Consider the following 20,434-nt stretch of genomic DNA (forward strand, 5'->3'; position numbering starts at 1 on the left):
CGCAGGGCCGAGCGCAGGCGCGCCGCCCGGCGCGGCGCCATGGTCGCCGTGGCGTCCGCGGTCGTCGCGGTCGGCACCGTGACGGGCATGATGTCCGCGCTCGACGACGGTCGGGGCAGCGACGAGGCGCGCCCCGACGTCACCAGCTCACCGCTCCTGCAGCCGCTGCCCGGCGTGCCGACGCCGTCGCCCTCGAAGACGTCCGCCTCACCGTCCCCGTCGCCCTCCCCGACGAAGGCCAAGCCGAGCCCGAAGCCCTCGAAGAGCGCGTCGACGAAACCGAGGACGGAGCCCGTGTCGGTGCAGCTGTACCGGCACCCCGAGTCCCAGGTCCTCGACTGGGTCCGCGACCACCGCGACGACCCGCGCCGCCCGCTCATCGAGTCCCGGATAGCCGACCGGCCCGCCGCCGTGTGGTTCGCGGACTACACGCCGTCGAACATCACCGCCCGCGTCAGGGCGGTCACTTCGGCCGGCTCGGCGAAGGACAGGGTCCCGGTCGTCGTCCCGTACGCGATATCGAACCGCGACTGCGGAGGGGCCTCGCAGGGCGGTGCGCCGGACCTCGGGGCGTACGACGGGTGGATCGACAAGTTCGCGGCGGGGCTGGGGTCCGAGGAGGTCATCGTGGTCCTGGAGCCGGACGCGATCGCCCAGTCGGACTGTCTGTCCGAAGGCGACCGGTCCGCCCGCTTCGCCTCGCTGGCCCGTGCGGGACGCGTCCTCAAGGCGGCGAACCCGAAGGCGCGGGTCTACTTCGACGCGGGCCACTCCGACTGGAACACCCCGGAGAAGCAGGCCGGGCTGCTGCGCCGGGCCGGTGCCGCGTCCGCCGCCTCCTCGGACGGCATCTTCAGCAACGTCTCCAACTTCAACCGGACCGGCGACGAGATCGCGTACGTCCGCCGGACCCTCGACGCCCTCGGCGGCCCCGCGAGCCTGGGTGCCGTCATCGACACCAGCCGCAACGGCAACGGCGCCCCGGCCGACGGCGAGTGGTGCGACCCCGCGGGCCGCAAGCTCGGACAGGCGCCGACCATGAGCACCGGAGAGGCACGCATCGACGCCTACCTGTGGGTGAAGCTGCCCGGCGAGTCCGACGGCTGCAAGGGCGCCCCGGGGACGTTCACCCCGGACTACGCCTACGACTTGGCCCGCTGACCGCCCGCCGAGTCGGATCCCGAGCCCGATGCCGAGTCGGAGCCGGAGCTGGAGCCGGAGCCGTAAGACGACGTGCCCTCGTCCAGCAGCGGCTCCTGCGACTTGAGGTGCGCGGGGGCCATCGCGCGCAGCGCGTGGTAGCCGATGATGACGACGAGCGTGCCGAGCGCGATGCCGCTCAGCGAGAACGTGTCGGTGAACTCCAGCGTGACGTTGCCGACGCCGATGATGATGCCCGCCGCGGCCGGCACCAGATTCAGCGGATTGCGCAGGTCCACCCGGGCGTTGAGCCAGATCTGCGCACCCAGCAGGCCGATCATGCCGTACAGGATGACCGTGATCCCGCCGAGCACACCGCCCGGGATGGCGGCCACAACGGCGCCGAACTTCGGGCAGAGGCCGAAGAGCAGCGCGAAGCCCGCGGCGGCCCAGTAGGCGGCCGTGGAGTAGACACGGGTCGCGGCCATCACGCCGATGTTCTCGGAGTACGTCGTGTTGGGCGGGCCGCCCACGGCGGTGGAGAGCATCGAGCCGACGCCGTCCGCGGAGATCGCCGTGCCCAGCTTGTCGTCCAGCGGGTCGCCGGTCATCTCGCCGACCGCCTTCACATGGCCCGCGTTCTCGGCGACCAGCGCGATGACGACGGGCAGCGCCACCAGGATCGCCGACCACTCGAAGGACGGGCCGTGGAAGTCGGGCAGTCCGATCCAGTCGGCCCGGCCCACGGCGGAGAGGTCGAGCCGCCAGTGGTCGGTGAGTTTGCCGCTCGCGTCGACCGAGTGGATCCGCCCGAAGACACGGTCGAAGACCCAGGAGATCCCGTACCCGAAGACCAGCCCGAGGAAGATCGCGATCCGTGACCAGAAACCGCGCAGGCACACCACGGCCAGAGCGGTGAACACCATCACGAGCAGTGCTGTCCACTGGTCCTGCGGCCAGTACGTGGAGGCGGTGACCGGCGCCAGGCTGAAGCCGATCAGCATGACGACCGCGCCCGTGACGATCGGAGGCATCGCGGCGTGGATGATCCGCGCCCCGAACCGCTGCACCGCCAGACCCACGAGGAACAGCGCGACCCCGACCACGAAGACGGCACCGGTCACGGTCGCGCTGCTGCCGCCCTGCGCGCGGATCACCGCCGCGACGCCCACGAAGGACAGCGAGCAGCCCAGGTAGCTGGGCACCCGGCCACGGGTGGCGAGCAGGAAGATCACCGTAGCGACGCCCGACATCATGATCGCGAGGTTCGGGTCCAGGCCCATCAGGACCGGCGCGACGAAGGACGCCCCGAACATCGCCACCACGTGCTGGGCGCCGAGCCCGGCCGTACGCGGCCACGACAGCCGTTCGTCGGGGCGGACGACCGCCCCCGGCGCGGGCGTGCGCCCGTCACCGTGCAGCTTCCAGCGCACGCCGAGGTCCATGGTGGGGTTCCGCTTTCTCTGTACGTCGAGATCCTGACGTCGATGGACCGACGTCAAGATCCGTAAGTGAAGATCAGCGCCATGGTAGGGCGGGGCGGGGAGAGCGGACGGATCAGGGGCGGCGATCCGGAACCGGCGCGTCCGCCGGGCTGACCTTCCCGGCGGCGGTGCGGCCGCTGGCGCGCAGCACGTTCGCGAACGAGGCGAGGCCGAGGGTCAGCACCGTCACCAGGACGAACGACGTCACCAGGCTCGTCGCGTCCGCCACGGCCCCGATCGCGGACGGCGCGATCAGGCCCGAGGTGTACGTGATGGTGGCGACGCCCGCGATGGCCTGGGACGGGTTGGGGCCGCTGCGACCGGCCGCCGCGAAGCAGAGCGGGACGACGACGGCGATGCCGAGGCCCAGCAGGGCGAAACCGCCCATGGCCATCGGGGCGTTCTGGGCCATCACGACGAGCAGTGCGCCGAGGGTCGCGAGGGCGCCGCTGACCCGTACCGTGCGGATCGGGCCGAAGCGGTCCACCACCGCGTCGCCGGCGAACCGCGCGATCGCCATGGTGAGCGTGAAGCTCGTGGTGGAGGCGGCCGCGACCCCGGCCGAGCTGTCCAGGACGTCCCGCAGATACACCGCGGACCAGTCCAGGCTCGCCCCCTCCGCGAACACCGCGCAGAAGCCGATCGCGCCGATGAGCAGCGCCGACTTCGGAGGCAGCGCGAAGCGCGGGGGCGGTTCCTCGTCCTCGGTGGGGCGCAGGTCCAGCACCCACCGGCAGGCGGCCACGCCGATCAGCGTGAGCGCCACGGCGGCGAGCGCGTGGTGCAGGCGTGCGTCCGAGCCCAGATGGGCGGCGACGGTACCGGCCGCCGAGCCGACCAGTGCGCCCGCGCTCCACATCCCGTGCAGCCCGGACATGATCGACTTGTCGAGCCGGGTTTCGATCTCGACACCCAGGGCGTTCATCGCCACATCGGCCATGCCCGCCGTCGCGCCGTAGACGAAGAGGGCCATGCACAGGGTGAGCAGGTTCGGCGCGAGTGCCGGGAGGGTGAGTGCGAGCGTCCACAGGGCTATCAGGCCCCGCAGGGCCGCGCGGGCGCCGAAGCGGTGGCTGACGCTGCCCGCGAGCGGCATCGCGACGGACGCGCCGATCGCCGGGAACGCGAGCGCCAGGCCGAGCTGGCCCGCGCTCACGGAGGCGTGGTCCTGGATCCACGGGACGCGGGTCGCGAACGAACCGGTGACGGCACCGTGCACGGCGAACACCACCGCCACGGCGTACCGGGAGCGCTTCACCTCGCGCTGGTCGTAGACCACTTCACCCATTTTCCCGGCCCCTCCCTGTCCTCTCCCCACTGTGCCGCCGTAAACTATCAGGAACCCTGCCTGATAGATAGGCGGTATCGGGCCCGGCCGCCCTGGCGCCCCCGATCTGGAAGGATCCCGGCATGCCCGCATCACCGAGCACCGCCCGGGCCATCAACGACCGGCTCGCCCTGCGCCTCCTCCAGCAGGAAGGCCCTTTGACGGCAGGGCAGTTGAAGCAGCTCACCGGCCTGTCCCGGCCCTCCGTCGCCGACCTGGTGGAACGCCTCGCCGAGGCCGGACTCATAGGCGTCGTGGGGGAGTCCGGCGAACAGCGACGCGGCCCGAACGCCCGCCTGTACGGGATCGTCGCCGACCGCGCACACCTGGCCGCACTGGACGTACGGACCGAGGGCGTGACCGTTCTCGTGTCGGATCTGCTGGGCTCGGTGCTGGCCGAGGCGTCGGTGCCGATCGGCGACGGTACGGACACCGGGCCCGCCGTCGAGCAGGCGGTCACCCTTGTCGAACGTACGGCCAAGGAGGCGGGCGTCGAGCGGCTGCACACCATCGCCGTCGGAGCCCCCGGGCTGATCGACCCCGCCACCGGCGAACTCCGCGACTCCTCGGGCCTGCCCGAATGGCACCGCCGCCTCGCCGCGGCGTTGCAGGAGCGACTGCCGCCGGCCCGCGTCCTCGTCGAGAACGAGACCAACCTCGCGGCGCTGGCCGAGCAGCGCGACGGGGCCGCACAGGACCGCGACACCTTCGTCCTGCTCTGGCTCGGCCACGGCATCGGCGCGGCCGTGGTCCTCGACGGCGTCCTGCGCCGGGGCGCCTCCGGCGGTACGGGCGAGATCGGCTTCCTGCCGGTGCCGGGCACGAGCGGCCCGCCGTCCGCGACGGACTGCGAGGGCGGTTTCCACTCCCTGGCGGGTGCCGCCGCGATCACCGAACTGGCGGCGCGCTACGGGATCGTGGCGCCCGCCGCGCCGCACGAACCGTATGCGGCGGCGCTGGTGCGGGAGGCCGTGGCGCGGGTCGAGGCCGATGCCGGGGACCCCTTGGCCTCGGGCTTCCTCGACCTGCTCGCCGAACGCGTCGCCCTCGGCGCCGCGTCCGTCGTCGCCGTCCTCGACCCGGGCTGCCTGGTGCTCGCGGGCGAGATCGGCGGGGCGGGCGGCGAGGTGCTGGCCGCCCGTGTCCGGGACCGGGTCGGCCGTATGTCGCCGCTGCCAACCGAGGTGCGGGCCGGCACCCTGGGCGGCGGCGCCGTGCTCCGCGGGGCGCTGCTGATGGCACGGGACGGGGCCCAGGACGAACTGTTTGCGCCTCCGGAGAGGTGACGCCCGGCCGAGTTTCGGGAAACGGAGACCCGGCGGCGGGGCAAGGGCCTCCGTCACCGCCGCCGGGTCGTTCTGGGGGCGGGCCGGCGAACGCGGAGCCCGTGGAGGCGTCGGTGAACGCAGACCCTAAAGAGGACTAGACCAAAGCGTCAATAGGTATGGACCAATCATAAGCTGCTGTGTCTGAAAGGTAGTTGGTCCGCCACGAGTGTCCAGTGAAGTCCATCGCCACACCCTGTGAGGCAGCCCACAACATTCGCCCGCATGGGCGTCGATCAGGCGTGGCACACTGAGTCTGTACCAGAAGCAGCGCACTCCGGGGTCGGTGAAAGTCCGAACCGGCGGTTACAGTCCGCGACCCGGTCGCTTCCAGCGGCCGGTTGACCAGGTGAAATTCCTGGACCGACGGTTAAAGTCCGGATGGGAGGCAGTGCGCGGCGGGCGGGCATTCGTGCGCGCCGCCGTCTGTTTCGACGTGTCCCTTGGGCACGTCCTACTCTCGGCGTCGCCCCCGGTGTCCTCGCTCGCTCATATCTGTCGTCATCGACAGGCCCCGGAGTCCGTGCCCGAAAAGGCAGGAGGACCCGGGAAGTGTTCACCGGAATCGTTGAAGAGCTGGGTGAAGTCACCGCCGTCGAGAATCTCGGCGACGCCTCACGTTTCCGACTCCGTGGCCCTGTGGTCACCGAAGGTGCACGTCACGGGGACTCCATCGCCGTCAACGGCGTCTGTCTGACGGTCGTCGAGCACGAGGACGGCGAGTTCACCGCCGACGTCATGGCGGAGACCCTGGACCGCTCCAGCCTCGGCGCCCTCACCGTCGGCTCCCGCGTCAACCTCGAACGGCCCATGGCCGTCGGCGAGCGACTCGGCGGGCACATCGTGCAGGGCCATGTGGACGGCACGGGCGAGGTCATCGAGCGCAAGCCGTCCGAGAACTGGGAGATCGTGAAGATCTCCCTCCCCGCGGACCTCACGCGCTATGTCGTCGAGAAGGGCTCCATCACCGTCGACGGCATCAGCCTGACCGTCGTCGAGGCAGGCCCCGACTTCTTCACCGTCAGCCTCATCCCGACCACCCTCGACCTGACCACGCTCGGCCGCAAGCAGCCCGGCGACCCGGTCAACCTTGAAGTCGACGTGATCGCCAAGTACGTCGAGAGGCTGCTCGGCTCGCGGGCGGAGCAGCCGGCGGGGCTGCCCGGCATCCCGGGAGCGACGCCGTGAACTGGCTCAACTCCGAGGCGTTCACGCTCTTCGGCCAGCACATCAAGTGGGCCGACATGATCGGCAACGTGATCGGTCTGATCGGCCTCGCCCTCGGCTGGCGGCGGTCCATCTGGACCTGGCCCGTCCAGTTCCTGTCCGGCGCCATCCTCCTCGCGGCCTTCGCCACCGCCCATCTCTCCGGCAGCGCAGGCAAGCAGCTGGTGGTCATGGCCGTCGCCCTGTGGGGCTGGTGGCAGTGGAACCGCGGCAAGGGCGGCGCCCAGGACGGCTCCATCGCCGTCCGCTTCGCCACCTGGCGCGAGCGCGGGTACCTCCTCGGTGCCGCGGCCGTCGGCACCCTGGCGGTCGGCAGCTTGTTCACCGCGTACCCGACGCTGTCCTGGGACCCCTGGCCGGACGCGTACATCTTCGTCGGCACGGTCGTCGCGATGTACGCCCAGGCGCGCGGCATGGTCGAGTTCTGGTTCGCCTGGCTGCTCGTCGACCTGGTGGGCGTGCCGCTGAACTTCGCCAACGGCTTCGCCTTCTCCGGTTTCGTCTACATCATCTACGGCGCGCTCGTCCTGTGGGGCATGCGCGACTGGTGGCTGCGCTCCCGCAAGGCCGGGCAGCCCTTCCTGGAAGGAGCCCCGGCATGACAACCGCGCCGGTTTGGTACAGCACGGGCCACGATCAGGACGCCTCGGACTTCGCGCTCGACCCGGTCGAGCAGGCCATCGCCGACATCGCGGCGGGCCGCCCGGTCGTGGTCGTCGACGACGAGGACCGGGAGAACGAGGGCGACCTCGTCATCGCCGCCGAGAAGGCGACCCCCGAGATCATCGCCTTCATGATGAGCGAGTGCCGCGGTCTGATCTGCGCACCCATGGAGGGCGACGAGCTCGACCGCCTCCAGCTCCCGCAGATGGTCGAGAACAACACCGAGTCGATGCGCACGGCCTTCACGGTCTCCGTCGACGCGGGCCCCGCCTACGGCGTGACCACCGGCATCTCCGCCACCGACCGCGCCACCACGCTCCGGCTGCTGGCAGGCGGCGAGGCCCGGGCGAGCGACCTCGTGCGCCCGGGCCACATCTTCCCGCTGCGCGCCAAGCCCGGCGGCGTATTGGTCCGCAACGGCCACACCGAGGCCGCCGTCGACCTCGCCCGGCTCGCGGGTCTGCGTCCGGCCGGCGCCATCGTCGAGATCGCGGGCGAGGACGGCCGGATGCTGCGGCTGCCCGAGCTGATCCCCTTCGCCCGCAAGCACGGCCTGACGATCATCTCCATCGAGGACCTGATCGCCTACCGCCGCACCGCCGAGCCCACGGTCCGCCGTGAGGCCGAAACCCAACTGCCCACCGCCTTCGGCGAGTTCACGGCCTTCGGCTACCGCTCCATCGTGGACGGCGTCGAGCACGTCGCCCTGGTCCACGGCGAGATCGGCGACGGCGAGGGCGTTCTCGTCCGCGTCCACTCCGAATGCCTCACCGGCGACATCTTCCACTCGCTGCGCTGCGACTGCGGCCCCCAGCTCGAAGCCTCCCTGGAGCGCATCCAGGCCGAGGGCCGCGGCATCGTCGTCTACCTCCGCGGCCACGAGGGGCGCGGCATCGGGCTCCTGTCCAAGCTGCGCGCGTACGAACTCCAGGAGCAGGGGCACGACACCCTCGACGCCAACCTGGAGCTGGGCCTGCCCGCCGACGCCCGGGACTACGCGGCCGGCGCGCAGATCCTGGAGGACCTCGGCGTGCGCAGCCTGCGCCTGATGACCAACAACCCCGAGAAGACCGACGCGCTCGTCCGGCACGGCCTCAAGGTCACCCACCGCGAGCCGATGCCCGTACAGGCGGGCGAGCACAACCTCCGGTATCTGCGCACCAAGCGGGACCGGATGGGACACGACCTGCCCTGGCTGGACACGACCACCGTGTCCGCCTGCGGCAACCAGTAACGAAGAAAAAGCACGAGGAGACACAGACGTGAGCGGCAAGGGTGCACCCGAACTGTCCGTACGCAACTGCAGCGACCTGCGGGTCGCCGTCATCGCGGCGCAGTGGCACGAGAAGGTGATGGACGGTCTCGTCGACGGCGCGCTGCGCGCCCTGCACGAGCTGGGAATCGACGAGCCGACCCTCCTGAGGGTCCCCGGCAGCTTCGAGCTGCCGGTCGTCGCGAAGGTCCTCGCGGGCCGCGGGTACGACGCGATCGTCGCGCTCGGCGTCGTCATCCGCGGCGGCACCCCCCACTTCGAGTACGTGTGCCAGGGCGTCACCCAGGGCCTCACCCAGGTCTCGATCGACACCGGCGTGCCCATCGGCTTCGGCGTCCTGACCTGCGACACCGAGGAACAGGCTCTGGACCGCGCGGGCATCGAGGGCTCGAACGAGGACAAGGGGCACGAGGCGGTGACGGCCGCCGTCGCGACCGCGGCCACCCTCCGCTCAGTATCCGAACCCTGGCGGTAGGGAGCCCCCTTCACCACGTAATGTGGGGGCCATCATGTCCAAGAAGACGTTCGAGGAGCTCTTCACCGAGCTCCAGCACAAGGCCGCCACCGGCGACCCCGCCACCTCCCGCACCGCAGAGCTGGTCGGCAAGGGGGTCCATGCCATCGGCAAGAAGGTCGTCGAAGAGGCCGCCGAGGTCTGGATGGCCGCCGAGTACGAGGGCAAGGAAGCGGCCGCCGAGGAGATCTCGCAGCTGCTCTACCACGTCCAGGTGATGATGGTCGCCCGCGGAATCTCGCTGGACGACGTGTACGCCCACCTGTAAGCATCCTGCATCTGTTCACCGTAAGACATCACACGAAGGAAGCCGACCTCATGCTGCGCATCGCCGTCCCCAACAAGGGTTCCCTGTCAGGCCCCGCGGGGGAGATGCTGCATGAGGCCGGCTACCAGCAGCGCCGGGAGGCCAAGGAGCTCCGGATCGTCGACCCGGAGAACGAGGTCGAGTTCTTCTACCTCCGCCCCCGCGACATCGCGATCTACGTCTCCTCCGGCAAGCTCGACATCGGCATCACCGGACGCGACCTGCTCATCGACTCCGCGGCCCACGCGGAGGAGATCCTCCCGCTCGGCTTCGCCCGCTCCACCTTCCGCTTCGCCACCAAGCCCGGCACGGCCGACGCGGTCGAGGACCTCGCCGGCAAGACCGTCGCCACCTCGTACGAGGGCATCGTCGCCAAGTACCTCGCCGACAAGGGCATCGACGCGTCCGTCGTCCACCTCGACGGCGCCGTCGAGACGGCCATCGAGCTGGGTGTCGCCGAGGTCATCGCGGACGTCGTCGAGACCGGCACCTCGCTGCGCAACGCGGGCCTTGAGGTCTTCGGCGACCCGATCATGAAGTCCGAGGCCGTCGTCATCCGCCGCACGGGCGCGGAGGCCACCGAGGACGCCGAGCCCAAGGTGCAGCAGTTCCTGCGCCGCCTCCAGGGCGTCCTCGTCGCGCGGACCTACGTGATGATGGACTACGACTGCCGCGTCGAGCAGCTGGAGAAGGCCGTCGCCCTCACCCCCGGCCTGGAGTCGCCGACCGTCTCGCCGCTGCACAACGAGGGCTGGGTCGCCGTGCGCGCGATGGTCCCGTCCAAGGAAGCCCAGCGGATCATGGACGACCTGTACGACATCGGCGCGCGGGCCATCCTGACCACGGCCATCCACGCCTGCCGCCTCTGAGGACGACCACCATGTCCGACACACCAGAGCTGCCCGCTCTTCCCGTCACGTTCCGGCCGGGACGCACCCGAGCCGTCCTGCTGACCGCGGGCACCACGATCTTTGTGGTCATCACCACGGTCGCGATGCTGCTTGAGAAACTCAGCCCGGGGGAGCGCACCAGCTTCGTCTTCACCGGGGCCCTGCTCTTCGGGGTGCTCGTGCTGCTCTCGCGGCCGAAAGTCGTCGCCGACGAGTCCGGCGTGACCGTGGTGAACATCGCCGGCCGCAGGAAGCTGGCCTGGGCGGAGATCCTGCAGGTCAACCTGCGCCCGGGCGACCCGTGGGTCTTCCTGAACCTCAGCGACGGCACCAGCCTGCCCGCGCTCGGCATCCAGCCGGGCATCGCCAAGCAGCACGCGATCCGCGACGCCCGTGCGCTGCGGGCCCTCGCCGAAGCCCACTCCTTTCACGAGCCCGACGGACCGCGGGAAGACGAGCACGACGAACATCAATCCTGACTCTCGGCCTTCCACCCTGCCGTACGGGCCCATGTCTTGATTAATCTGTTGGCGGAGGCGTTTTCGTTGCGCCTCCGCCTCTGCCTTCCCACCCGGGATCCAGAGGCCCCCTGCTATTTCGAGGAGTGACTCCCTCCAGCGATGGACGGATCGTCCTGTAGTACCTGCGCCGCCCCCTCCCGACATATCGAGGCGGCGGCATGACCATCCCCCTGCTGCTCCTCGGAGCGGCGTTCCTGTTGATTCTCGCCAACGGCTTCTTCGTGGCGGCCGAGTTCGGCCTCGTCACGGTGGAGCGCCCCGACGCCGAGAAGGCCGCCGCCGAGGGCGACCGACGGGCCCGTACGGTCGTCAACTCACTCAAGGAGCTGTCCTTCCAGCTCTCCGGCACCCAGCTCGGCATCACCATCACCTCGCTCGTCGTCGGCATGCTCGCCGAACCGGCGCTCGCCGAGCTGCTGAACGGCCCCATCACCGCGGCCGGCATCCCCGAAGGCGCCGTGTCCGGCGTCGCCGTGGTCATCGGCATGCTGCTGGCCTCGGCCGTGCAGATGGTGATCGGCGAGCTCGTGCCCAAGAACTGGGCCATCTCCAGGCCCATGCAGGTCGCGCGGTTCGTCGCGGGCCCGCAGCACGCCTTCTCGACCCTGTTCCGGCCGGTGATCTCGGGGCTCAACTCCGTGGCCAACCGGCTCGTCCGCACCCTGGGCGTCGAGCCCACCGCGGAACTGGCCTCCGCCCGCACCCCCGGTGAGCTGGTCTCGCTGGCCCGGCACTCGGCCCAGGCGGGCGCCCTGGAGCAGGACACCGCCGACCTGTTCGTCCGTACGCTCTCGCTGGCCGGCCTCACCGCGCAGCACGTCATGACCCCGCGCGTGAAGGTCAGCGCCCTCCAGTCCTCCGCGACCGCCGAGGACGTCGTGAACCTCACCCGCGCCACCGGCCTGTCCCGCTTCCCCGTCTACCGGGAGCGGATCGACGAGATCGTCGGCATGGTGCACCTCAAGGACGCCCTCGCGGTGCCCTCGCAGAACCGCCTGCGCACACCCGTCACCAGGATCGCCCAGGCCCCTCTGCTCGTCCCCGAGACGCTGCCCGTGCAGCCCCTCCTGGAGCGGCTGCGCAACGAACAGCCCATCGCCGTCGTCGTCGACGAGTACGGCGGCACGGCCGGCGTGGTCACCCTGGAGGACATCGTCGAGGAACTCGTCGGCGAGGTCCGCGACGAGCACGACGGTCACGACGTCCCGGAACTGGCCGCCGCACCGGCCGAGGACGGCCGCCCCGCCTGGGACGCCGACGGCAGCTGCCGGGTCGACATCCTCCAGCGCATAGGCCTGGACGTCCCCGAGGGCCCGTACGAGACGGTCGCCGGCCTGGTCGCCGATCTGCTCGGCCGGATCCCCGCACCCGGTGACAAGGCGGAACTGCCGGGCTGGCGCCTCTCCGTGCGCCAGGTCGGGCACTACCGGGCGGAGCGGGTCCGGCTGGTCAGGACCGCCGGTGCCGGCTCGGCATCGGCTTCTTCGGCTTCTTCGGCTTCCGTCTCCGCTTCCGCGGTGGAGGCCGTCCGATGAGCGTGCTCCAACTTCTGTTCGCCGCCCTGCTCGTGCTCGCCAACGGCTTCTTCGTCGGCGCCGAGTTCGCGCTGGTCTCCGTCCGCCGCAGCCAGATCGAACCGCTCGGCACCGCACGGGCCCGCCAGGTCATGTACGGCCTGGAGAACCTGCCGCAGATGATGGCCGCCGCGCAGTTCGGCATCACGGTCTGCTCGCTGACGCTCGGCGCGGTCGCCGAGCCCACCGTCGCGCACCTCCTGGAGCCGGTGTTCCACGCAGCGCACCTGCCCGAGGGCGTGATCCACCCGCTCGGGTACGTCATAGCCCTCGCCGCGGTCGTCTTCCTGCACCTCGTCGTCGGCGAGATGCTGCCGAAGAACCTGGCGATGTCCGCCCCCGAGAGGACCGCGTTGTGGCTCAGCCCCGGCCTGGTCGCCTTCGCGCGGCTGTGCAAGCCGGTCACCGTGGGCCTCGGCGCCTGCGCCCGCGTCATCCTCAGGCTCTTCCACGTCGAGCCCAAGGACGAGGTCGAGGCGGTCTTCACCAGTGAGCAGCTCAACCGGCTGGTCGAGGACGCGGGACAGGCGGGCCTGCTCGACCCCGAGGAGCAGGAGCGCCTTGAGGACGCCCTGGAGCTGGGCTCCCGCCCGGTCACCGACGTGCTCCTGGACAGCGAGTCCCTGGTGACCGTCGGCCCCTCGGTCACCCCGGGCCAGGTCGTCGCACTCACCGCCCGCACCGGGTACTCCCGCTTCCCGGTGGCCGCCGAGAACGGCGCCTTCATGGGCTATCTGCACGTGAAGGACGTACTCGACCTGGAGGAGTCCGAGCGGGCCGTGCCGCAGCAGGTCTGGCGCCCCATGACGACCCTCGGGGCCGAACTCCCGCTGGACGACGCCCTGACCGTGATGCGCCGCGCCGCGACGCACCTCGCCCAGGTCGCCGACGCGTCGGGGAAGGTGCTCGGCCTGGTCGCCCTGGAGGACGTACTGGAACTCCTGGTCGGCGAGGTCCGCGACCCGGCACACCGGGAGACGCAGGCGGTACGGGTCGGTGAGCCGCGCTCCGGGGTCGCTGAGCCTTCGGATACGCCGCAGCAGGCACTCGCAAGCTGACGCAGAAGACCCGCGCCCCTGTGCTTTTAGGGGCGCGGGGAACTGCGCGACAAGCCACGACGCACCCGCACTCGCGAGACGTCACCACGAAACCGCGCTCGTGGGCGAACCTCACATAGGTGAGGGATCCTGCGGCCCCCGCCCAGACAACACCTCGCCGTACGCCTGCATGAGATCGGCCAGCCGAAGCGTGGACAGATCATCGCGCGTGAGGTGCCCCGGATACACCGAGAGCCGCAAATCACGGTACGCACAGCTCTTCTCGTACAGCGTGCGCAGAAACCGCCCATTGCCGAGCTCGTCGATCCAGCCCTGATCGACAACGTGCCCGCTGATGGAGCGCAGCTCGTCGAGCGCCTCCTCGTCCCACACGTCACCGTTCTCCGCGGCCAGCACCTCACCGATCGAGGTGAGTTCGAGCGGCCGGTACGACGGGAAGTCGACGCGGGTCGTGAACCGGGACGACAGTCCGGGGTTGGCGGCCAGCAGCCGGTCCATGCCCTCCGGATAGCCGGCGAGGATCACCACCAGGTGGTCCCGGTTGTCCTCGGCCCGCTTCAGCAGCACCTGCAACGCCTCGTCGCCGTACGCGTCGCCCTTGCCGTAACCGGAGTTGGAGAGCGAGTAGGCCTCGTCGACGAAGAGGACGCCGCCGATCGCGGAGTCGATCAGTTCGTTGGCCTTCACGGCGGTCTGGCCGAGGTACTCGCCCACCAGGTCGGCGCGCTGGGCCTCGACGAGGTGGTCGCCGCCGAGCAGGCCGAGCGCGTAGAAGACCCGGCCCAGGATCCGGGCCACGGTCGTCTTGCCGGTGCCGGAGGGACCCGAGAACACGAAGTGCCGCTTCGGCGGCTGGACCGGCAGACCCTGCCCGGCCCGCAGCCGCGCCATGTTCAACTGCGCGGACAGCGCCTTCACCTGGCGCTTGACCGGTTCGAGACCGACCATGCGCTCCAGCTCCAGGAGTGCCTCTTCGAGCAGTGCCGGATCGGTGGGCCCGGTCGGCAGATGCGGTGGACGCACCGGCACGATGGCCTTCTCGCGGACCCGGTCCGCCTCGGAGGGCAGCGCGCCCGGCGGCGGCAGCTCGGGCTCCGAGAGCTTGAGATCACGGCCCTCGCCTCCGAACAGCGGGTCGACACCGTCCGGGCCGTCCAGGATGTCCTGGCCGACACCGGTGAGCGTGATCGCCGCGAGGTCGGCCGTGTCGTCGTACCCGTCGCCCTCGGAGATCGCCGCGAGCCGCGCGGAGGTGTCCATGAAGGCCGGGTCGACCCGGTGCACCGCCCGGTACAGGGGCAGCGCCGCGGCGGAGCGGCCCGTGCCCTCGTGCGCCCGCGCCAGCCAGTACCGCAGCTCCTTGCGCTGCGGCTGCTCGCTGCGACAGCGCATCAGCGCGGACGACAGCAGCGGCTCGGCCTGCCCGAACATCTCCAGGCGTACCCGTGCCATACCGCCGAAGAGACCCGCCTCGATGCCCAGCATCGGATCGTCGATCAGCGGATCCGTGTGCCGGACCAACTGCTCCCAGTCCTTGACGAGATACGCCCGGCAGGCGTGCAGGAACCGCACCTGCGGATCCGCGTCCACGGGCGGCAGGCTCGCGAGCGCCCGGTCCAGCTCCGGGACATGACGCCCGTCGAGCCAGTGCGAGGCGTGCGCGAGCAGCAGATCGCGCGGCGACTCCAACACCGGCTGCACCCACCAGCCCAGCCAGTACCAGGAGTTGAGCGTCCGCCGGTGGCGGGAGCGCTGTTCCCCGAAGCGCTCCCGGTGCCGGAACATGCGCAGCAGCGCCGTCGTCGTGTCGATGCGCAGCGCGTGCAGCCCGAGCCAGCCGTCGGCCATTCCCGGATCCATCCGGACCGCGGCGCGGAATTCCTCCTCCGCCTGCGGATAGGCCCCCATGGTGTAGGCATCCACACCTCGCAGCCAGGCGAGGTCGGCCGGGGCCTCGGGGCCCTGCGTGCCGAAGTCCATCACGTCCCCCACAAACCGTGCCCCCGTTGATCGCCGGGCGGGCCGGTGCCCGTCGGCAGTCTTCGTCGAACCGCTGTGCCGCGGACGGGAGTTGCGTTCGGTGCGGAGAGCAGCCGTCCGAATGCCGCACCGAGAGGCATCGTACCTGCGGGGCAGTACCGGGCCGAAGGGTGCCGCACGACAGGTTCTCCGAGGTGGGAGCAGATGGGGCGCACTCGGTTTGGTGACCGAGGGTGAACGAATCGCGCCTCGGAGCGTCCGAAAAACGGCTCCGGGCAGAACGAAGCCCCCGATCACGGGGGAACAACCGGGGGCTTCGCGTCTGCGGGGCGGCCTCAAATGGCCGCACATTCAGAACGTAAGTCCTGTACGGCCCCCGGGTCAAGCCGAGTTGGAGCACTCAGGCAACTTCTCAGAAGTGGGTCTTCACAAGTTCAGCACACAGACGCTGGGCCGTCACGGTCCGTGACGGAGAGGCTCTTCGCTGACGTCGCAGCAGGCCCCTGGAGCACCTCGTACCCCTCTGAACACTGCAGCACCAGAAGATCGGCGAACGGTTTTGACGGGTCCTTGGTGAAGTGCCGACGCTCGGCGCGGACCCACCCCTCCCAGAACTCGTCCTGCGCCGAACCGTCCCGCTGCCGCCCGCGCGCCCACGCGTCCTCGTCGGCCAGCTCCATCCACAGCAGCCGCGCCAGCCACGGCCTGAGCGCGCGACGGCCGGCGCCCACCCCTTCGACGACGATCACGGGCGCCGGCGGCAGGGCGCGGGCCGGTCCGAAGCCGCGGGTGTTCCAGTCGTACGGCGGATAGTGCGCCGTCGTGCCGTGCGACAGCGGCTCGACGACCTCCCGGAGCAGCCGCCCGGTCCAGGCGAAGAGCTCCTCGTGCGTGGCGATGTCGTCCAGGTGGAGCACGGGAGCCCCGCCCAGCGCCTCGGCCAGCTGCCCGGCGAACGTGGTCTTCCCCGAGCCCGCGTGCCCGTCGACGCCGACGAGCCGGACGGGTCCGCAGGAGGGCGGCAGCCGGTGCAGCCGGGCGGCGAGGGCGTCGAGGTGGATGAGGGGTCCTTGGGTGCGGTGCGGTGCTCCTGGGCTTCACTCTACCGAGGTCACCCTCGGGCGACCGGGGGAGAAGGCGCCGTCGTCCTGTCGCGGCCATGCCAGTGGTATCGACCAATATTTGTCGGCGCCGCGACCCGCGAAGTGCTGGCAGAAGCCGTGATCGCGAACCATAGTTGCCCCCACACCCACGCATTGGACCTGCCCGTTCCGGACACCTGGGGGTCACCCACCCATGACCAGAGCTGAACAGCCGTCCCGCAGAAGTCTCCTGGCCGTGGCGGTCGCCGCGGCCACCGCGGGCGCCGCGAGTCCGGCGGCGGCAGCCACCGGCTCGACGGCCGGGCCCGCGAGCACCCGGACCGCCGCCCCGTCGAAAGCCCCGTCGCGCCTTGTGGACAACCATGCCTGGACCTCGTACACCGACTGGCGCGGTGGTACCGCGGCGGGGACCCGCGCCGTGCCGGGGGTGCGGCCGGGCCTGGCGATCGGGACGCCCGAGGGCCGGACCGACTACCAGGACCCGCACACCGGCACGACCGCCACCTGGGAGTACGCGCGCTGGACCTCGCCCGTCCACCGCCTCGCCGTCCCCTCGACCGAGGTCATCCCCTCCTGGAACGCGCGGACCCCGGCGGGCACCTGGCTCCAGGTCGAGCTGTCCGGCACGTATTCCGACGGCACGGACGCGCCCTGGTACGTGATGGGCCGCTGGGCGGCCGGGGACCAGGACATCCGGCGGACCTCGGTGGACGACCAGAGCGACGGGAAGAGCAGCATCTGGACGGACACCTTCTCCATCGACGACGCGGCCTCCGGGCTGCGCCTGGTGTCGTACCGGCTGCGGCTGACGCTGTACCGCAGGCCCGGGACCACGGCCACGCCGACCGTGTGGCGGCTCGGCGCGATGGGCTCCGACGTCCCGGACCGCTTCACCGTCCCGGCCTCGACGCCTGCTCTCGTGCGGGAGCTGACGGTGCCGCGCTACTCGCAGGAGATCCACGCCGGCCAGTACCCCGAGTACGACAACGGCGGCGAGGCCTGGTGCAGCCCCACCTCCTCCCAGATGATCATCGAGTACTGGGGGCGGAAGCCCACGGCGGCGCAGTTGGCCTGGGTCAAGCCCGAGTACGCGGATCCGCAGGTGTGCCATGCCGCCCGGTTCACGTTCGACCACCAGTACAACGGCTGCGGGAACTGGCCCTTCAACGCCGCGTACGCAGCGACGTACGAGGACCTCCAGGGCGTGGTGACCCGGCTCGGCTCGCTCGCCGATCTGGAGACGCTGATCGCCGCCGGAATTCCGGCCATAACGTCCCAGTCGTTCCTCAAGACGGAACTGACCGGAGCGGGGTACGGCACCGCGGGCCATCTGATGACGGTCATAGGGTTCACCGCCGACGGCGACGTGATCGCCAACGACCCGGCCTCGCCGGACAACAACGCGGTCCGGCGCGTCTACAAGCGGCGCGAGTGGGAGAACATCTGGCTCCGTACCAAGCGGTACAACGCCGCCGGGACGGTCGTCTCCGGTACCGGCGGGGTCTGCTACGTCTACTTCCCGGCCAGTCCCACGGCCGCCCAGCGGACAGCGCTGGAGGCGGTGGGCATTCGCTGACCGACGGCTGTGCGGGGGGCTGCTGTGGCGGGTGCCACAGCAGCCCCCCGCGCGTGACCAAGCTCTCTCCCGCAAAAGCCCGATCCGGTGGCAAGGTGGACAGAACGGTGGGGGGAGTCCACTGCAAGACCGACGTGAGCGAGCTGCCATGACCACGACCTCAGCCACCGCCGGACGTGTCCGTACCCGTACCGGCGGGCCCAAGGACGACGGCCCGAAGATCCTCGAACACGTCGTGGGCTGGACGTTCGTGGTGGTGCTCGCGATGCTCGTGACGCAGCTCGGCCTCGTCTGATCGCGGTCGAAGAGAGTCGAACAGGCTGGTGGCACTGCTCTGCCATACTGCGGGGGTCCCGCTCGCAGTTGGAGACCAGGTCCGGAATTGAGTAACAGTCAGCAGCGTGGTGCCGACCGCCCCGGAGCGCGCGGCACCGACCGTTCTTTAGCGCGCCGCGCCGAACTCATCGCCATCGGGCGGAAGTTGTTCGCCGACACGTCCTACGACGCACTGTCGATGGACGACATCGCGAAACAGGCGCAGGTCGCCAAGGGACTGATCTACTACTACTTCAAGTCCAAGCGCGGCTACTACCTGGCGATCGTCCAGGACTCGGTGGCCGAGCTGATCTCCCGGGCGGCGAGCGGCCTCGAACTGCCCCCGGCGGAGCGGGTCCACCGCACCATCGACGGCTATCTGCGCTACGCCGAGAACAACCACGCCGCGTATCGCACCATCATCAGCGGGGGCGTCGGCTTCGACGCCGAGGTGCACGCCATCCGGGAGGGCGTGCGGGAGGCCATCGTCGAGACGATCGCCGAAGGGGCGTACGGGCGACGGGAGATCGCCCCGCTGCCCCGCATGGCGCTGCTCGGCTGGCTGTGCAGCGTCGAGGGGGCCACCCTCGACTGGATCCACCACTACAGCCTTCCGCGCGACCTCATGCGCGAGCTGCTGGTGAGGATGCTCGGCGGCACGATGCGCGCCATCGAGGAGCTGGACGCCTCCTACCCGGCCCCGCAGGCCGCACGCCGGGACGCGTGAAGGGCGGGAGCCTGTCGACCGGCCCCCGCCCCTCACTCAAATGCCCTACCGGCGACGCTAGTTGATCGCCTTGATCAGCTCGCCGTTCGACGTGTCACCGCTCAGCTCCCAGAAGAACGTGCCGCCCAGGCCCTGCGCGTTCTTGTAGTTCATCTTCCCGGCGATGGTCGACGGGGTGTCGTAACTCCACCAGTTGTTCCCGCACTTGGCGTACGCGGTGCCGCCGACCGTGCCGGTCGCCGGGCACTTCGTCTTGAGCACCTTGTAGTCGTCGATGCCCTGCTCGTACGTGCCCGCCGCCGGGCCGGTGGCCGTGCCGCCGGGCGCCGCCTGGGTGACACCGGTCCAGCCGCGACCGTAGAAGCCGATGCCGAGCAGCAGCTTCGAGGCCGGGACGCCCATGCCCTTGAGCTTGGCGATGGTCGCGGAGGTGTGGAACTCCGCCTTCGGGATGCCCGAGTAGGAGTTCAGGGCCGAGTGCGGAGCCGTGGGACCGGTCGCGTCCCAGGCGCCGAAGAAGTCGTACGTCATCGGGTTGTACCAGTTGACGTACTGGGCGGCGCCCGCGTAGTCCGCCGCGTCGAGCTTGCCGCCGGCCGTGGCGTCGGCCGGGATCGCCGAGGTGACCAGCGCGGAGCCGCCGAACTTGGCGCGCACCGCCGACATCAGGTTCTTGTACGCGGCCCGCCCGCTGGTGTCACAGGTGGCGCCGCAGGCGTTCGGGTACTCCCAGTCGATGTCGATCCCGTCGAAGACGTCCGCCCACTTCGAGTTCTCGACCAGGTCGTAGCAGGACTGGGCGAAGGCGGCCGGGTTCCTGGCCGCCTCGGTGAAGCCCGCCGACCAGGTCCAGCCACCGAAGGACCACAGGACCTTGAGGTTCGGGTGCTTCTTCTTCAGCTCGCGCAGCTGGTTGAAATTGCCGCGCAGCGGCTGGTCCCAGGTGTCCGCGACGCCGTCGACCGACTCGGCCGCGGTGTGCGTCCGCTCGGTCGCCGCGTAGTTGTCGCCCATCGCGCACTTGCCGCCGGTGACGTTGCCGAAGGCGTAGTTGATGTGCGTCAGTTTGGCCGCCGAGCCGGACGTCTCGACGTTCTTGACCAGGTACTTCCGGTCGTAGGTGCCCCATTCGGTGAAGTAGCCGACGACCTTGGAGCCTGCTGCCTTGGGTGCGGCGGCCGGCTCGGCAGGTACGGCCGCGGCGGCGGTACCCGCGCCGGCGAGCAGACCCGCGCCCAGAACGGCACAACACGCGGCGGATACGAGCGCCCTAAAACGGACGCGGGGGCGGAGCGAGCTGAACATCGTGTCTCCTCGTGGGGGAGAGGGGAACGCGCGCCTATTGGCATGAACGCGGTGAAGCGTTGGAGCGAAACAGTAGGAGGACTAGACCAGTACGGTCAATGGTTCGGACCATTCGCTCCAGGAAT

The 20,434-nt window shown here is 70.5% G+C and carries 19 protein-coding genes and 1 riboswitch; of the genes, 14 read left to right on the forward strand and 5 right to left on the reverse strand.

Translation table 11 applies throughout. The annotated features are described in order from the left end of the window. The first annotated feature begins 39 nt into the window (after positions 1-39). Entirely contained in the window at positions 40-1,161 is a 1,122-nt protein-coding gene (locus ACFWXQ_RS15790) for a glycoside hydrolase family 6 protein (protein WP_383946715.1), read from the forward strand. On the opposite strand, the gene ACFWXQ_RS15795 is transcribed toward ACFWXQ_RS15790, so the two are convergent. Continuing rightward, on the reverse strand, positions 1,143-2,585 hold the full coding sequence (locus tag ACFWXQ_RS15795) for a uracil-xanthine permease family protein (protein WP_383946691.1): 1,443 nt from the start codon (positions 2,583-2,585) through the stop codon (positions 1,143-1,145). The genes ACFWXQ_RS15790 and ACFWXQ_RS15795 overlap by 19 nt on opposite strands. A gap of 112 nt (positions 2,586-2,697) precedes the next feature. Further along, entirely contained in the window at positions 2,698-3,912 is a 1,215-nt protein-coding gene (locus tag ACFWXQ_RS15800; RefSeq protein WP_383946693.1) for an MFS transporter, read from the reverse strand. A 122-nt stretch (positions 3,913-4,034) separates the two neighbouring features. On the opposite strand from ACFWXQ_RS15800, the gene ACFWXQ_RS15805 reads away from it, so the two are divergent. The 10 genes from ACFWXQ_RS15805 (at position 4,035) to ACFWXQ_RS15850 (ending at position 13,303) form a co-directional block, all read left to right on the forward strand. After that, positions 4,035-5,237: an ROK family transcriptional regulator gene (locus ACFWXQ_RS15805; RefSeq protein ID WP_383946696.1), complete on the forward strand. Its 1,203-nt coding sequence runs from the start codon at positions 4,035-4,037 to the stop codon at positions 5,235-5,237. A gap of 307 nt (positions 5,238-5,544) precedes the next feature. Next, positions 5,545-5,675: riboswitch (FMN riboswitch) on the forward strand. 153 nt (positions 5,676-5,828) lie between these two features. After that, positions 5,829-6,464, forward strand: a complete 636-nt coding sequence (locus tag ACFWXQ_RS15810) for a riboflavin synthase (RefSeq protein WP_383946699.1) — start codon at positions 5,829-5,831, stop codon at positions 6,462-6,464. Beyond that, positions 6,461-7,105, forward strand: a complete 645-nt coding sequence (locus ACFWXQ_RS15815) for a nicotinamide riboside transporter PnuC (protein ID WP_383946701.1) — start codon at positions 6,461-6,463, stop codon at positions 7,103-7,105. The genes ACFWXQ_RS15810 and ACFWXQ_RS15815 overlap by 4 nt, the downstream gene beginning before the upstream one ends. Continuing rightward, positions 7,102-8,400 carry a bifunctional 3,4-dihydroxy-2-butanone-4-phosphate synthase/GTP cyclohydrolase II gene (locus ACFWXQ_RS15820; protein ID WP_383946704.1) on the forward strand — a complete coding sequence of 433 codons (1,299 nt, stop codon included), beginning with the start codon at positions 7,102-7,104 and terminating at the stop codon, positions 8,398-8,400. The genes ACFWXQ_RS15815 and ACFWXQ_RS15820 overlap by 4 nt, the downstream gene beginning before the upstream one ends. 28 nt (positions 8,401-8,428) lie before the next feature. Next, a complete protein-coding gene (gene ribH, locus ACFWXQ_RS15825) occupies positions 8,429-8,914 on the forward strand; it encodes a 6,7-dimethyl-8-ribityllumazine synthase (protein ID WP_055615729.1) in 486 nt (161 codons plus the stop codon). 34 nt (positions 8,915-8,948) lie between these two features. After that, positions 8,949-9,221 (forward strand): phosphoribosyl-ATP diphosphatase, encoded by a 273-nt coding sequence (locus ACFWXQ_RS15830; RefSeq protein WP_026249121.1) that lies wholly within the window; start codon positions 8,949-8,951, stop codon positions 9,219-9,221. A 50-nt stretch (positions 9,222-9,271) separates the two neighbouring features. Continuing rightward, positions 9,272-10,129: an ATP phosphoribosyltransferase gene (hisG, locus tag ACFWXQ_RS15835; RefSeq protein WP_200399562.1), complete on the forward strand. Its 858-nt coding sequence runs from the start codon at positions 9,272-9,274 to the stop codon at positions 10,127-10,129. A gap of 11 nt (positions 10,130-10,140) precedes the next feature. Next, positions 10,141-10,629, forward strand: coding sequence for a PH domain-containing protein (locus ACFWXQ_RS15840; RefSeq protein WP_383955017.1), 489 nt, complete (start codon positions 10,141-10,143; stop codon positions 10,627-10,629). Positions 10,630-10,829: 200 nt separating this feature from the next. Then, a complete protein-coding gene (locus tag ACFWXQ_RS15845) occupies positions 10,830-12,206 on the forward strand; it encodes a hemolysin family protein (protein ID WP_383955019.1) in 1,377 nt (458 codons plus the stop codon). Next, positions 12,203-13,303, forward strand: a complete 1,101-nt coding sequence (locus tag ACFWXQ_RS15850; protein WP_383955021.1) for a hemolysin family protein — start codon at positions 12,203-12,205, stop codon at positions 13,301-13,303. Before ACFWXQ_RS15845 ends, ACFWXQ_RS15850 begins: the two co-directional genes overlap by 4 nt. A 111-nt stretch (positions 13,304-13,414) precedes the next feature. On the opposite strand, the gene ACFWXQ_RS15855 is transcribed toward ACFWXQ_RS15850, so the two are convergent. Both ACFWXQ_RS15855 and ACFWXQ_RS15860 read right to left on the reverse strand, forming a co-directional pair. Next, positions 13,415-15,283, reverse strand: coding sequence for an AAA family ATPase (locus ACFWXQ_RS15855; protein WP_307526716.1), 1,869 nt, complete (start codon positions 15,281-15,283; stop codon positions 13,415-13,417). 434 nt (positions 15,284-15,717) lie between these two features. Then, on the reverse strand, positions 15,718-16,344 hold the full coding sequence (locus ACFWXQ_RS15860) for a uridine kinase (protein ID WP_383955026.1): 627 nt from the start codon (positions 16,342-16,344) through the stop codon (positions 15,718-15,720). 235 nt (positions 16,345-16,579) lie between these two features. On the opposite strand from ACFWXQ_RS15860, the gene ACFWXQ_RS15865 reads away from it, so the two are divergent. The 3 genes from ACFWXQ_RS15865 to ACFWXQ_RS15875 all read left to right on the forward strand — a co-directional run bounded on the left by ACFWXQ_RS15865 (position 16,580) and on the right by ACFWXQ_RS15875 (position 19,004). Then, entirely contained in the window at positions 16,580-17,962 is a 1,383-nt protein-coding gene (locus ACFWXQ_RS15865; RefSeq protein WP_386268337.1) for a peptidase C39 family protein, read from the forward strand. 148 nt (positions 17,963-18,110) lie between these two features. After that, positions 18,111-18,257, forward strand: coding sequence for an SCO1431 family membrane protein (locus ACFWXQ_RS15870; protein ID WP_359716843.1), 147 nt, complete (start codon positions 18,111-18,113; stop codon positions 18,255-18,257). A gap of 87 nt (positions 18,258-18,344) precedes the next feature. Continuing rightward, positions 18,345-19,004 carry a TetR/AcrR family transcriptional regulator gene (locus ACFWXQ_RS15875; RefSeq protein WP_383954095.1) on the forward strand — a complete coding sequence of 220 codons (660 nt, stop codon included), beginning with the start codon at positions 18,345-18,347 and terminating at the stop codon, positions 19,002-19,004. A 57-nt stretch (positions 19,005-19,061) separates the two neighbouring features. Here ACFWXQ_RS15875 and ACFWXQ_RS15880 read toward each other — a convergent pair whose 3' ends face one another. Further along, positions 19,062-20,309, reverse strand: coding sequence for a glycoside hydrolase family 18 protein (locus ACFWXQ_RS15880; protein WP_383954093.1), 1,248 nt, complete (start codon positions 20,307-20,309; stop codon positions 19,062-19,064). Between the last annotated feature and the right edge of the window lie 125 nt (positions 20,310-20,434).

Origin of the sequence: Streptomyces sp. NPDC058697 (assembly GCF_042715345.1) — a bacterium.
Taxonomy (GTDB): domain Bacteria; phylum Actinomycetota; class Actinomycetes; order Streptomycetales; family Streptomycetaceae; genus Streptomyces; species Streptomyces liliifuscus.

Coding starts and splice junctions, on each gene's coding strand:
- ACFWXQ_RS15790 (WP_383946715.1), top strand. CDS start 40: ATGGTCGCCGTGGCGTCCGCGGTCGTCGCGGTCGGCACCGTGACGGGC.
- ACFWXQ_RS15795 (WP_383946691.1), bottom strand. CDS start 2,585: ATGGACCTCGGCGTGCGCTGGAAGCTGCACGGTGACGGGCGCACGCCC.
- ACFWXQ_RS15800 (WP_383946693.1), bottom strand. CDS start 3,912: ATGGGTGAAGTGGTCTACGACCAGCGCGAGGTGAAGCGCTCCCGGTAC.
- ACFWXQ_RS15805 (WP_383946696.1), top strand. CDS start 4,035: ATGCCCGCATCACCGAGCACCGCCCGGGCCATCAACGACCGGCTCGCC.
- ACFWXQ_RS15820 (WP_383946704.1), top strand. CDS start 7,102: ATGACAACCGCGCCGGTTTGGTACAGCACGGGCCACGATCAGGACGCC.
- ACFWXQ_RS15830 (WP_026249121.1), top strand. CDS start 8,949: ATGTCCAAGAAGACGTTCGAGGAGCTCTTCACCGAGCTCCAGCACAAG.
- hisG (WP_200399562.1), top strand. CDS start 9,272: ATGCTGCGCATCGCCGTCCCCAACAAGGGTTCCCTGTCAGGCCCCGCG.
- ACFWXQ_RS15840 (WP_383955017.1), top strand. CDS start 10,141: ATGTCCGACACACCAGAGCTGCCCGCTCTTCCCGTCACGTTCCGGCCG.
- ACFWXQ_RS15845 (WP_383955019.1), top strand. CDS start 10,830: ATGACCATCCCCCTGCTGCTCCTCGGAGCGGCGTTCCTGTTGATTCTC.
- ACFWXQ_RS15850 (WP_383955021.1), top strand. CDS start 12,203: ATGAGCGTGCTCCAACTTCTGTTCGCCGCCCTGCTCGTGCTCGCCAAC.
- ACFWXQ_RS15855 (WP_307526716.1), bottom strand. CDS start 15,283: ATGGACTTCGGCACGCAGGGCCCCGAGGCCCCGGCCGACCTCGCCTGG.
- ACFWXQ_RS15865 (WP_386268337.1), top strand. CDS start 16,580: ATGACCAGAGCTGAACAGCCGTCCCGCAGAAGTCTCCTGGCCGTGGCG.
- ACFWXQ_RS15870 (WP_359716843.1), top strand. CDS start 18,111: ATGACCACGACCTCAGCCACCGCCGGACGTGTCCGTACCCGTACCGGC.
- ACFWXQ_RS15880 (WP_383954093.1), bottom strand. CDS start 20,309: ATGTTCAGCTCGCTCCGCCCCCGCGTCCGTTTTAGGGCGCTCGTATCC.